Annotated in this window: 11 protein-coding genes, 1 other RNA gene and 1 pseudogene; 4 read left to right on the top strand and 9 right to left on the bottom strand. The window is 42.6% G+C overall.

Annotated elements, in window-relative coordinates; genetic code table 11:
* A pseudogene (locus HWQ40_RS20835) lies at positions 1 to 211 on the top strand (hypothetical protein); the annotation flags it as partial.
* A 175-nt stretch (positions 212 to 386) separates the two neighbouring features.
* On the opposite strand, the gene HWQ40_RS20830 reads toward HWQ40_RS20835, so the two are convergent.
* From HWQ40_RS20830 to HWQ40_RS20820, 3 genes are all read right to left on the bottom strand, one after another.
* A complete protein-coding gene (locus HWQ40_RS20830) occupies positions 387 to 1,475 on the bottom strand; it encodes a Gfo/Idh/MocA family oxidoreductase (RefSeq protein ID WP_292781213.1) in 1,089 nt (362 codons plus the stop codon).
* A gap of 116 nt (positions 1,476 to 1,591) precedes the next feature.
* Entirely contained in the window at positions 1,592 to 2,311 is a 720-nt protein-coding gene (rnc, locus tag HWQ40_RS20825) for a ribonuclease III (protein ID WP_292781211.1), read from the bottom strand.
* Positions 2,312 to 2,476: 165 nt separating this feature from the next.
* Positions 2,477 to 2,650 (bottom strand): hypothetical protein, encoded by a 174-nt coding sequence (locus HWQ40_RS20820; protein WP_292781209.1) that lies wholly within the window; start codon positions 2,648 to 2,650, stop codon positions 2,477 to 2,479.
* 128 nt (positions 2,651 to 2,778) lie between these two features.
* On the opposite strand from HWQ40_RS20820, the gene HWQ40_RS20815 reads away from it, so the two are divergent.
* Positions 2,779 to 3,162 carry a hypothetical protein gene (locus HWQ40_RS20815; RefSeq protein ID WP_292781207.1) on the top strand — a complete coding sequence of 128 codons (384 nt, stop codon included), beginning with the start codon at positions 2,779 to 2,781 and terminating at the stop codon, positions 3,160 to 3,162.
* A gap of 79 nt (positions 3,163 to 3,241) precedes the next feature.
* On the opposite strand, the gene rnpB is transcribed toward HWQ40_RS20815, so the two are convergent.
* The 4 genes from rnpB to groL form a co-directional block, all read right to left on the bottom strand.
* An RNA gene (rnpB, locus tag HWQ40_RS20810) (RNase P RNA component class A) lies at positions 3,242 to 3,667 on the bottom strand.
* A 49-nt stretch (positions 3,668 to 3,716) separates the two neighbouring features.
* The gene (locus HWQ40_RS20805; RefSeq protein ID WP_292781205.1) at positions 3,717 to 4,412 is read right to left on the bottom strand and encodes a hypothetical protein; all 696 of its coding nucleotides are present in this window, start codon (positions 4,410 to 4,412) and stop codon (positions 3,717 to 3,719) included.
* A 65-nt stretch (positions 4,413 to 4,477) separates the two neighbouring features.
* Positions 4,478 to 5,620 carry a magnesium/cobalt transporter CorA gene (gene corA, locus HWQ40_RS20800; RefSeq protein WP_292781203.1) on the bottom strand — a complete coding sequence of 381 codons (1,143 nt, stop codon included), beginning with the start codon at positions 5,618 to 5,620 and terminating at the stop codon, positions 4,478 to 4,480.
* A gap of 650 nt (positions 5,621 to 6,270) precedes the next feature.
* Positions 6,271 to 7,953: a chaperonin GroEL gene (groL, locus tag HWQ40_RS20795; protein WP_292781201.1), complete on the bottom strand. Its 1,683-nt coding sequence runs from the start codon at positions 7,951 to 7,953 to the stop codon at positions 6,271 to 6,273.
* 158 nt (positions 7,954 to 8,111) lie between these two features.
* Here groL and HWQ40_RS20790 point away from each other — a divergent pair, with 158 nt between their 5' ends.
* Positions 8,112 to 9,194: an MraY family glycosyltransferase gene (locus HWQ40_RS20790; protein ID WP_292781199.1), complete on the top strand. Its 1,083-nt coding sequence runs from the start codon at positions 8,112 to 8,114 to the stop codon at positions 9,192 to 9,194.
* Positions 9,195 to 9,256: 62 nt separating this feature from the next.
* Here the strand turns inward: HWQ40_RS20790 and HWQ40_RS20785 are convergent, their stop codons facing one another.
* Positions 9,257 to 10,162: an Rpn family recombination-promoting nuclease/putative transposase gene (locus HWQ40_RS20785; RefSeq protein ID WP_292781197.1), complete on the bottom strand. Its 906-nt coding sequence runs from the start codon at positions 10,160 to 10,162 to the stop codon at positions 9,257 to 9,259.
* A gap of 103 nt (positions 10,163 to 10,265) precedes the next feature.
* The gene (gene fabG / locus HWQ40_RS20780; RefSeq protein ID WP_292781195.1) at positions 10,266 to 11,012 is read right to left on the bottom strand and encodes a 3-oxoacyl-[acyl-carrier-protein] reductase; all 747 of its coding nucleotides are present in this window, start codon (positions 11,010 to 11,012) and stop codon (positions 10,266 to 10,268) included.
* Positions 11,013 to 11,656: 644 nt separating this feature from the next.
* Here fabG and trxA point away from each other — a divergent pair.
* On the top strand, positions 11,657 to 11,974 hold the full coding sequence (gene trxA, locus HWQ40_RS20775) for a thioredoxin (RefSeq protein ID WP_104907825.1): 318 nt from the start codon (positions 11,657 to 11,659) through the stop codon (positions 11,972 to 11,974).
* The last annotated feature ends 681 nt before the right edge of the window (positions 11,975 to 12,655 follow it).

Below are 12,655 nucleotides of genomic sequence, written 5' to 3'. Positions count from 1 at the left end.
TTTGAACTCCGTTGATGAACCTCGGAGCTTCGTGAATGAGTCTTTGAACTCCGTTAATGAACCTCAGAGCTTCGTGAACGAGTCTTTGAACTCCGTTGATGAACCTCGGAGCTTCGTGAATGAGTCTTTGAACTCCGTTGATGAACCTCAGAGCTTCGTAGACTGTAGTATAAGAGGATATTTGAAAAGTCCTTTTGTCGGTATCAAATAGTTTTAGATCCCCCTAAATCCCCCTTAAAAAGGGGGACTTTGATTCTGGTTCCCCCCTTTTTTTAAGGGGGGTTAGGGGGGATCTAAAAGTGCCTAAAGTCACAGCGAAACACTTTTCAAATAACCTCTAAAGGTGTAGTTGGGAAAACTTTAGATAAGTTTTATTTAACTGAAAATTACAGTTGAGAGCAGTTGTTAAGAAAAATAGGTTGACCGCCTTGCTCAAGAGATACTGTTAATGCAGCAAGAATTTCTACTAACTGTGTGCCTACCCAGCCAGACGAAACCTCTAAGGGAGTATTGTTGAGGATAGAGACAACAAAACAAGAGCAAACTCGCCCCAATGGTTCCCCTGGTTCTAATTCCAGGACTACCTGCTTTTGATTTACCGGAATAAAATGATTGCCCTGCTGTTCAAACTCCCCATATAGCAGCGTTAGAGGTGACGATCGCGACATTTCATCAAAAATCAAACTACCAAGGCTACCTACAATCCCCAGGCGTCGCTGCTTATCAGGATTCAGCCAGCACAAGTGAATATAAGCTTGAAAGCCATCTGGGTATGTCAGTGTTAGCCATACTAGATCGGACAAACCTTGAAGCAGAGGAGAATTTGTAGCTTTCTTCCCTTCTGCTTCCCTGCTCCCCTGCTCACCTGCTCCCTGTAGCCACACAGTACCCGTTGCTTGTACTTTCACAGGGATCTGACCCAGCCAAGCGTTAAAGATAGCAATATCGTGAATCGCTAAGTCCCAGAGCGCATCAACATCTTGGCGGACAGGCCCTAAATGGGTGCGTGTCGCGTAGCCATAGCGTAAATCACCTAATTTCCTCTCTTGTACTACAGTTTTTCCTCGCTCAACTGCTGGGTGAAATAAATAAGTGTGATCAACCATGAGTATTAAATGATTCTGCTTTGCTAACTGGCAAAGTTCCCGACATTCTACGGGGTCGAGAGTTAGGGGTTTTTCTGCTAAAACATGGTATCCCTGTTGGAGAGAGTCTTTAATTAAAGCATAGTGGGTGGTAGCAGGAGTGGCGATCGCCACTCCTGTTAATCCTGGCACTGTCTTTAAATCCTGCCACTGGGTTGTTAATAGTACATTTTTATCTAAATTAAACTGCTGCTTGACCGCCGCTAATCGTTCTGGATGGGGGTCTACTACAGCAACTACATTTACTTGGGGATGTGCTAAGAAATTCCGCAGCAGATGCACTCCCCAACGCCCAACTCCGATGACAGCAATTTTAATTTGATTTGTCATTAGTTATTAGTCATTAGTCATTTGTCATTTGTCATTAGTTATTTGTATACAAAAGATGAGGGACAAATGACCACTGACAATCAACTGATTATCGACTAATCTCCCTTCTTTTAAACTCAGGGTATTTGCGGATTAGGAATTGCTAAAAAAGCTACTTTAGCTGCGGCTTGTTCAGCAGTTTTGATCGATCGCCCCTTACCTTCTCCGAGTTTGTTTCCGTGCAGCCACACTTCAGCCATGAAACGTTCTTGATTGCGATGCGGTTGAGTTATTTCCACAACCCGATACTCTGGTAAAACTTTAAATTGCGCCTGAGTCCATTCTTGGAGAGCAGCTTTGTAATTTAATCTGGCAGGATCGAGGCGAATTTCTGTTGCTAGTTCGTGGAAGTGGGGATCTAGCCAAGAGCGAATCAATTCCAGATTTTGAGTACTTAAGTAAAGCGCACCCAAAACGGCTTCAAAAGCATCTGCAAGTCGTGACTCTAGACCAACTTTATCAGCGGTAGCACTACCAGCAACTAGTAAGTATAACTCCAAACCATAAACTCTGGCCAATTGGGCGAGGATGCGATCGCTCACCAACACCGAACGAATTGCCGCAAAATCCCCTACTGGACAATCGGGATAATTTTCCCATAACACAACAGCCGACACCAGCCGCACCACCGCATCACCAACAAACTCCAGCTGTTCATAATTTGCCGAATCAGAAACAGTGGGATGAGTTAGCGCTAAATCCAGCAGTTCCCACTTTATAGGTGCTTCTAGCGACAAACCAAATTTTTGGACTAAACTTTCAAGTTGCCGTTGACGGCGTGGATAGGCAAGGGGCATTACATGATAAGGGGAAAAGGGGGCAGGGGGCGGAGGGGCAGGGGGGCGGAGGGGCAGGGGGGCGGAGGGGCAGGGGAGCAGAGGGGCAGGGTAGTAGGGGAAGGTAACTAGCTATCTATACTTATATATCTAAATCTCTTGGACTATTACTCTAACAACTTTTCGCTACTTCTCTCTATCTAGCTTCTCTTGGATAGCTTGACGACAAAATTCAGGAGGATCTTCTTTAGCTTTTACTTCTTGCTTCATTTCCTTGGTGACACGAAAATTCAATTGTTCTGTTAATTCCTTGCTTGGTTGGTTTCCAAAATTTTCAGGTTTACCCTTAGCTTTAGCCATTTATATAGAAACGTAAATACAGCTTGAAGTCGATGTTAACAACGGAATAGAGTTTAATTCGGTGGTGTTCGTGTCTTGCAAACTAGTTCACCACCGATTCCCACTTTTACAAGAGGTAACTCTATTTTATGTTCACGCGCACAGAATTAGAAGTTAAAAGCTTGAGAGCATTACGCGATTTGTGTCTGATACAGTACGGCATCCAAGCAATAGGAAACCCTGCGGATAAAGCATCTTATATTAACGCACTCCTGACTTTTCCTGTTATAGCCTGCAAGCAAGTATCGGAGAATAAAGGATTAAAGTCTCCTATGCTTTCTCAAGTAGAAGCGCTAGAAGCGACATTAGAAGCTATGGGAACACCGACACCAGAGCAGTCAGCATTACTCAAGGTGACGATGGAGGGAAGGAAACTAGAGTACCCAGCACGGTACAGTCAAGAGAAACTGTTTGGACTCTATCGGGTTAAATGGCATCTGGATACAGCATTAGAGATATTGGGAATGCTTTAGATGATGAATTAGCGATCGCATAAAACCCGTACAAAAAATAATAGAGTACAAACCATGAAAGGTTCATACTCCATTAGAGGGGAGAGAGCAGGACATAAGCCGGGTTCTGTTCTCTTGCGAGGGCAGTTATCTATCTGGGACGCTTGTTACCAAACGCCTCAAGCGGCTCTCATTGAGCGGAACTGGTAAAAGACCAACCGTAGTTCCTATCGCCTTGCTCCCAACCGGGGTTTACCGAGCCAGCACCTCTCGATACTGCTGGTGCGCTCTTACCGCACCTTTGCACCCTTACCAGATCAATTAAAAATGTAAAATTAAAAATTAAAAATTACTCATTTTACATTTTTAATTTTTAATTTTTAATTGTCCTGGCGGTATCTTTCTGTGGCACTATCCTCACGATCGCTCGCACTGGACGTTATCCAGCAAGTTTGGTCTTTCGGGAGTCCGGACTTTCCTCAAACCAGTAACTATGACTGATCTGCAACCGCCTGCGCCTACTCTCTCCTTAGATCCAGTGTAATCTTGGAAGTCCCTAGTATGTTGACATGGCATTACTTTTTTTTATTCCAAGGTAGAGCGTAAGTCCAAGGTAGTTTCCTGACTGTGAAAGGACAATTGATAATACTAATGGGAGGAAAATCACGGCCTGGGGATAAACCTAAACGCACCTCAGATATCCGTAGCACCAGTTGCAAGGAAAAGTCCAACTCCTTTCTTCTATTAATAAAGTCGTTATACAACTTTTTTTGCCCTTTTTGCAGACCGTTGATATCAATTAGTGGTTTTTTAGCTAAGTAGGTTCCAGCTACTTGATCGCGCTCAAAAACATCTTCTGCTGTTACTGTTTCAGAAAGTGTTTTTTTAGGAGCAATCAAACTAGGACTTTGGGGTACTGCTAAGTCGCGGGTTAAGTCTGGTGATTTCCGAATTACGCGGCGCGATTGCTTACTATGTTCAACGACTAAAGAACTGTTATCCCAGTCAACGTATAGGGCAATATTATCCGATTTATTTTCAATGCTAATTCCTAAATCTTTCAAATCGTCAATTGGGTATGAGGGTTTGAGTTTAAAGGAAATTCCAATTTTATCGTCGAGATTATGTTCTTTGAGTTGCTCGTCAACGATTCCTTTTTTAAACTCAAATTTAACTTGGTCATCGATGGATTCAATCATGCGATTGAAAACATAGGAAACACCGATAATATAAATCGTCAAAACTACTAAATTCTGGTCGCTACTCCTCATAACTCAAAAATCTTAACTCCCGGTGCTAATGAATATATATTTCACTCATCGCTAATCTACAATTTTTAATTGCGCTTGATTACTACAGAATTTTGCAGCCAGCCTCTTCGCCAAAAAAAGAATAGCAAACTAAGTGCGATCGCTAACATCAATGCCCAGCAAAGTGGATAGCCCCAATACCAATTCAACTCAGGCATATTATATGGTGATTTCTCAGTATTGAAATTCATACCATATATTCCGGCCACAAAAGTCAGTGGGATAAAGATTGTTGAAACTATCGTTAGTACCTTCATAATTTCATTCATTTTATTACTCACTGCCGAAAGGTACACATCCATTAATCCAGATGATAGTTCTCGGTAAGTTTCTACCATATCCATCACTTGCACTGTATGGTCATAACAATCTCGCAGGTAGATTCGCACTTCTTCACAAATTAAATCGGGAGCATCTCGAATCAAGGAATTAATTGCATCCCTCTGTGGCCAGATAGCACGACGTAATTGTAGTAATTCTCGTCTAATTTGATAAATATTTTGTAGTGTTTGGGGAGTAGGTTTAACTATTACTTCCTCTTCTAACTCTTCGATTCGCTCACCATAAAGCTCCAGTACTGGGAAAAAGCCATCAATAATTGCATCTAACAGAGCATAAGCTAAATAATCCGCTCCCTGTTTACGGATGATACCTTTATTTTTTTCAATTCGCGATCGCACCGCTTCAAAGCAATCATGTTCTGGTTCCTCTTGTACTGTCAGTAAATAATTTTTTCCTAATATCAAACTCACTTGCTCGCTATAAAAACCACATGTTCTTTCCTTTGGCACTACCATCCGGGCAATGAATAGTAATTGGTCTTCATAATCTTCTGTTTTGGGACGCTCTGGTACATTGACTACATCTTCTAAAACTAGAGGATGTAACTTAAAAACATTACCCAATCGTTGTAATATATCTTGACTACCTAAGCCTTGTACGTCTACCCAAGAAATCGATTCCGCTTCCAGATAGGGGACACACTCCTCTGGAGTTTCTATTTGTTCGCGGATGAAATTGGTTTGGTTATAGTCAATCAAAAAAATTATCGGTGGTGGAGCATCTGCATCAATAAAAATAGTTCCAGGTATAGTCCCTGGTTGGTGATGGAACTCGTCTTCATAGAGCTTGGTGAGTAGTTTAGGAAGGCGACGTAGTTTTCGTGCCATGCAATATTACCTAATAGTCATTTGTCATTGGTCATTAGTCATTTGTCATTACTAAATAACAAAGGACATAAGAGGATGTTTGAAAAGTCGTATTGTCGGTATAAAAAGTTCTAAATCCCCCTAAATCCACGCCACGTGCAACAAGAGTGGCTCGTCGCCCAACGCAGTGGCTCCCCTTATAAAGGGGGACTTTGATTCCGGTTCCCACCTTTTTAAGGGGAGCCAACGCGGTGAGGCAGCCCCCGTCTTGGCGGTTTCCGTCGTTAGCGCTAGCGGTAGCGTTCGCGCAGCGTCTCGTAGAGAGGAACGAGCGTCTGGGGGACTGCCGAACCCGAAGGGTCTTGGGGTCTCCCCAAGTGGAGCGACTGGCGTGGGTTAGGGGGGATCTAAAAGTGCCTAAAATCACAGTGAAATACTTTTCAAACAACCTCTAAGGATAACTTACACGTTATTTTACAAAAATTAATATAAAGACGGTAATTTCTAAATTAAGCAATTATTTAGGTTGCTAATTTGGTCATTACCCAGATTTAATCTGACGAATTACGAATTGATATAACATATTGCCTCGGAATCAGCAATGCTACAAAAAAACAGTTTGCCTTGGCAAGACAAACTGTTTAAAAAATATTTATCTAGGTCAGCAGAAATTAGAACATGCCCATGCCGCCCATGCCACCCATGCCGCCCATACCGCCCATACCGCCCATACCGCCCATACCGCCCATATCAGGGGCAGGAGCAGCGGATTTCTTCTCTGGCTTTTCAACAACGATCGCTTCGGTGGTTAAGACCAAACCAGCAATGGAACCAGCGTTTTGCAAAGCTGAACGCACGACTTTGGCAGGGTCGATAATACCAGCAGCAATCAAGTCTTCAAATTCGCCAGTAGCGGCGTTGTAGCCAATGTTGAAGTCGCTCTCGCGGACTTTCGAGACGATCACAGAACCTTCAGCACCAGCGTTGTCTGCTATTTGGCGCAAGGGGGCTTCTAGCGCTCGTTCGACAATATCAGCCCCAATTCTTTCTTCGTCATTTTGTAAGGTCTTTTTAATCGCTTCTACCACCTTAGCTAAGTGAATTAAGGTTGTCCCACCACCAGGAACAATACCTTCTTCCACAGCAGCTTTAGTAGCGTTGAGCGCGTCTTCAATCCGCAGTTTACGGTCTTTGAGTTCGGTTTCGGTTGCCGCACCCACTTTAATCACTGCCACGCCGCCAGCGAGCTTGGCGATGCGTTCTTGGAGTTTTTCTTGATCGTATTCAGAATCAGTTTCTTCTAACTGTCTGCGAATTTGACCAATCCGCTTTTGTACTTCTGGTTTGGTGACACTACCAGCGACAATTGTGGTGCTTTCTTTGTCAATGGTGATTTTGCGAGCAGTTCCCAGCGCTTCTAGAGCAGCGGTATCCAAGCTTAAGCCGATTTCTTCCGAAATCAACTGTCCATCGGTGAGAATAGCAATATCTTCTAACAAAGCTTTGCGGCGATCGCCAAACCCAGGCGCTTTAATTGCAGCCACGGCCAGTACACCCCGCGCTTTGTTCACCACCAAAGTTGCCAAAGCATCACCTTCGACATCTTCAGCAATAATTAGCAAAGGCTGACCAGAACGGGCAACTTTTTCCAAAATTGGCACCAAATCTTGGATGCTGCTGATTTTTTTATCTGTCACCAAGATCCGGGCGTTTTCAAATTCGACGATTTGCCGTTCGTTGTTGGTGACGAAGTAGGGAGAAATATAACCTCTGTCAATCTGCATCCCCTCAACTACTTCTAGTTCGGTGGTTAAGGATTTAGATTCTTCAACGGTAATTACACCATCTTTGGTGACTTTTTCCATTGCTTGAGCTAACATTTGACCAACTTCTTCATCGTTACCAGCAGAGACAGTTGCAACTTGAGCGATCGCACTTCCTTCTACTGGCTTGGCTATTTTGGCAATTTCCAGTACCAATGCCTCAATAGTTTTGTCGATCCCGCGTCTCAAGCTAACAGGGTTACTACCTGCCGCGACGTTCTTCAAACCTTCTCGAATTAAGGCTTGTGCTAAAACTGTGGCGGTGGTTGTACCATCTCCAGCGACATCTTTAGTTTTTGAGGCCACTTCCTGGATGAGTCTTGCACCAGTATTTTCCAAAGGATCTTCTAATTCAATTTCCTTGGCAACAGTGATACCATCGTTGACAATTTGAGGTGCGCCAAATTTTTTCTCTAAAAGGACATTGCGACCTTTAGGCCCCAAGGTGATTTTTACAGCATCGGCAAGGGCGTTAACACCCCTTTCTAGAGCTCTCCGAGATTCCTCGTCAAATGCAATAATTTTCGCCATGTTTCATTTCTCCAGCGCTTCCATTAGACAATTTAGCACTCACAGCGCCAGAGTGCTAATCTCTCAAGCTGCTCAAGTTACAAATGGAAATAAAAAAAATTGATTAATATACAGGTGATGCTCATATTAGATACTGGCAGTAATGCTTGAATTGGGAGATGAATCTAGACAACTCCCTTAAGTCCCTTGGTATTGCCGACCCTAGCGGCACCGGCTGGTTGGCAGTAGTATTTACGTTCCTCTTGGCTTGCCTTGTAACTTGGCGTTTAATTCCGACAGTACGCAAATTCGCCTTGCGGGTAGGTTGGGCTGACCAACCCAACGCACGGCGACTCAACCGAGAACCTTTACCGAATGCAGGGGGGCTGGCTATCTATGCGGGCGTGATTGCCGCGCTGGTATTAGCTAGCCTTTTACGACCGATCGAACTCCAAAACGTATTGGCTCAAGTGCTCACTATTCTGTTGGGGGGTTCGATATTAGTCCTTGTGGGCTTTATTGACGATCAGTTTGGCTTACCGCCCTCTGTTCGATTGTGGGCGCAAATTGTCACGGCACTGTTGCTCGTAGCAAATGGCATCAGCGTCAAAGTCCTGTTTGGCACTCCCATCGACTCGCTTCTGTCCATGTTGCTAACAGTACTATGGGTAGTAGGGATTACCAACGCCATCAACTTGATGGATGGTATGGATGGACTGGCAGGAGGAATTAGCTTTATTACCGCCATGAGTTTGTTGGGCGTTGCAGCTCAATTTAACAATCGTGCCGCGGCAATCTTAGTACTCGCAGCCTTGGGAGGTGCTGCACTAGGATTTTTGCGCCATAATTTCCATCCATCACGAATTATTATGGGTGATGCCGGAGCATACTTTTTCGGTTATGTGTTGGCAGCAACTAGTATTTTAGGCAAACTGCAACAAAACACAATTTATGCGCTAATTCCTACGGTTTTATTTCTGTTGTTACCGGTGCTAGACACCACTCAAGTATTTGTGCGGCGGTTACTAGCAGGAAATAACCCTCTCAGTACTCCTGGCAAAGACCACCTGCACCACCGCTTACTTGCTTGGGGACTCTCCCAGCGCCATGCTGCGTTTACGCTTTGGTCAATTACCTTAGTTTTCAACTTGCTAGCGATGAGAATACAAGGTATGAGTTTAGCTGTGATGCTGACAACCGCCAGTAGCATTATCCTTCTTTTGGGCTTTACTGTCTGGCAAAGGATACGCCAACAGCCTTAGTTGTTTGTAGGGTGGGCATTGCAATGCTAGCCCTACTATGGTTTATTCAGTCCACCAAAAATTCAAGCTTGATTTGAATTGTCTTGCAACCAAGCGACTAAATCTCCTTCTGTGGAAAAATCCAACAGTGCCTCGGCTAGATTTTCAAGCTGTTCGATAGATAGCTGACTGATACGCTCTGACAATTGCTGACTCAAATTACCAATGCGTCGTTGTAGCTGACGCATGACTACCTCTAGAGTCTGTTCTTGCCTGACTTCATTACGGACTTCCTCAATGATTTCATCACGGACTTCCTCAATGATTTCATCACGGACTTCCTCATAAATTCTAGTAGTTTTGATATCAAAATCACCGAGTCCAAACATTTTTATTAACTCCTGACGACTGATACGCGGTAGTTTGTAAAGTACAATTGTTTCTATTAAATCTAGCACTTTTTGTTGAAGTGCTTTATCGCTCAATTCGGAACGTGTCTTTGTAATCAAACTTTTGACTAATAGGGGAGTTTGTTTTTTATTTACAACTACTAATTTGATGATACCAACTCCCAAGGAATGTTCAGCTACTTCTCCAAGCTCGTTTAAATATAGCCTCATTACAAGTTGGCTTTCGAGTAAGACTCGATACGGTTGTACTTGGGTTGGTTCAAGGCTGCGGCGAGGGAATATAACTACTGCTCGCCAATCTGTAGTAGGTGCGTAAAGTTGTAAATACAGAAATATTTCTGAAAATAAACGAGCGTAAAATTCGTTATCTTTTTGAAATTGAACCTCCACAAAATAAATCGGCTGACTACTAGTATCAGCAACAGGAAGAAAGACTCCATCAATGCGAAATGCTGTTTGCTTTAATTCTACTGAAGCGAAATTATATGCATTTGCTTCTGATGCTTGCAGATTAATTAATTCAAAAAAAGCACTGGGAAAAGTTTGAAATAAACGATAAAAAATGGAGTCTGTTTTCATAATTAGTTTGTCAAGTTTTATTTAATAAGTTCGTAGTTGGCGCTTTAGCGCTAGAGCGCCAACTACGAACAATCGCTACCTCTCAATTATTTAGCTGAACTATTTAGGCCATCACCATACCGCCATCGACATTAAAAACTTGTCCAGTGACGTAGGCGGCGGCGGGATCGGCAGCCAGGAAGCGCACCATCCCAGCAACTTCTTCTGGCTGACCGAAGCGACCGAGTGGGATGTATTTGAGAATATCTTCGGGGTTGTTGAGATTGCTAGTCATGTCAGTGGTAATGAATCCAGGGGCGACGGCGTTAACGGTGATCCCGCGAGAGGCAAGTTCTTTGGCAACGCTTTTGGTGAAGCCGATTACACCTGCTTTAGCGGCGCTGTAGTTTGATTGGCCTGGGTTGCCCATTTGCCCAGCAACGGAGGTAATGTTGATAATCCGCCCCGATCGCTGTTTGAGCATGATTTTACTGACTGCACGTGTACATAAGAAAACACCAGTTAGATTAAGGTCTATCACAGCTTGCCAATCTTCTGGCTTCAAACGCAAAAGCAGTGTGTCGCGCGTAATACCTGCGTTGTTGACCAAAATATCCACACGGCGGAACTTTTCGATGACGGTGTTAACTAGTGCGTCTACTTGCTCAATTTTAGAAACGTCAGCTTGGATGGCGATCGCTTGACCTCCTGCTGCTGTAATTTCTGTAACAACTGCCTCAGCAGCAGCACTCGAACTGGCATAATTGACAACTGCGATCGCTCCTTGTGAGGCTAATTCAATTGCGATCGCTCGGCCAATTCCTCTGGATGCACCTGTGACAATTGCAACTTTATCTTGTAATAGTGTCATTTAATGTTCCTCAATCTTAGAAATACCGCGCTAATTATCTTATGGCGATTTCGGGAACATCTGAATATTGTCTGAATAAAATCTAACTCTTGCAGGGTGATAATCTTGCTGTGATGCTGCAAGTTAGATAGCTAATAGATAAAGTTATACGTGGTATTTAGCTAGATGTAGCTATCCTGAATCAAACGCGCAGAAACAAGATCCGTGACTTGATAAAAGTCAAGGATCTGTGGGTTGGAATTCTCACAAATCAAATAGGATTGCTATATAACTCGAATAACACGAATTAACGTTTTACTATAATTAAATATCTATAGTGTGAATGGATGAATAACTTGAAGCAATATATTCACCTGGCTGGATAGACTAGAAAGTGTTGCAGCTACACCCTTCGTTGATATCACTCTTGTGAACGCCTTTATAATTATTTGGTTGGTCAGGATAGGTTTCAATACATATCTAATGCAGATGCACAACTTAAAATAATATACGTATTTTATTATAATTATTTAAGATTTTTGGCTAGCAAATCATTCTATATTAACTAATCTAATCTTTTCCCAACAAAAACCCATAAACCTATACCGATTTTATTTTCTAAGAACTACTATTGAAACAAACAATTGAAAATCGGTGTGTGTCACATGGCAACTAAAAAGCAATTTAACAGCTTTGAAGATATGCTGTCTGCTTCTGATGTACCTGTATTAGTAGATTTTTATGCTGACTGGTGTGGTCCCTGTCAAATGATGGTGCCAATTTTAGAGCAAGTCAATGCCCAACTTAAGGATCGCTTAAGGATTGTCAAAATCGACACAGAAAAATACACAGATTTGGCTACTGAGTATAAAATTGCTTCTCTCCCAACCTTAGTACTGTTTAAGCAGGGTAAGCCTGTGGAGCGGATAGAGGGAGTGATGCAAGCACCGCAATTGGTGCAATATCTACAAACAAAGATTTAAGCTAACACTTAGAATTTTGATTTTGGTTCTTAGAGGCGCGAAATATCGCGTCTCTTTCAATAGATAGATAATAATTGTGCGCCCATATTAATCAAATCACCATTTGATTAGACCTCTTGCACAAATGCAAAATTTGCCCACCCTACGGAATCTTGCTACATCCCTCAACCTCTTCTCCTAAAATTGGGAGAAGGGGAGCCAATTTCAAAGTCCCTCTCCCAAACTTGGGAGAGGGATTTAGGGTGAAAGCTCTTTGATTCATGCAAGAAGTTCAATAGACTTCTTGCAGCTATAGCAATCCTATTTGATTGCGAGAAAAAACTCTGTATAACTAAGGCTGATTCCCTATCCCGTGCCTATAACGCTTGCGCTATGCTTCACACACCACGCAAATAAATTTAAAAATCAAATCGGATTGCGATAAAACCTTAAGTAAATATTAAGCATATTTACTTATATATCTAGAGAAAGTAGTTTAGAAATTGAGAAGACTATATTGTATAGATATAACAAAATATATTGACAAGTAAAACCATATATGAATAACAAGCGGCAAAGACCTGATAAAACCTATATTTGGGTAAATATTGATTTTGATAAGGTTAAACATAGAATAGATGCGGTAAGGGACTTGCAAGAAAATAAGATCCCAATCAAACTGGAGTAATCGTGATATCCCAT

Source organism: Nostoc sp. NMS9 (assembly GCF_017114995.1).
Classification (GTDB): domain Bacteria; phylum Cyanobacteriota; class Cyanobacteriia; order Cyanobacteriales; family Nostocaceae; genus Nostoc.
The sequence above is the reverse complement of the archived record's forward strand: the minus strand, read 5'-3'. Positions and strand labels throughout refer to the sequence as shown.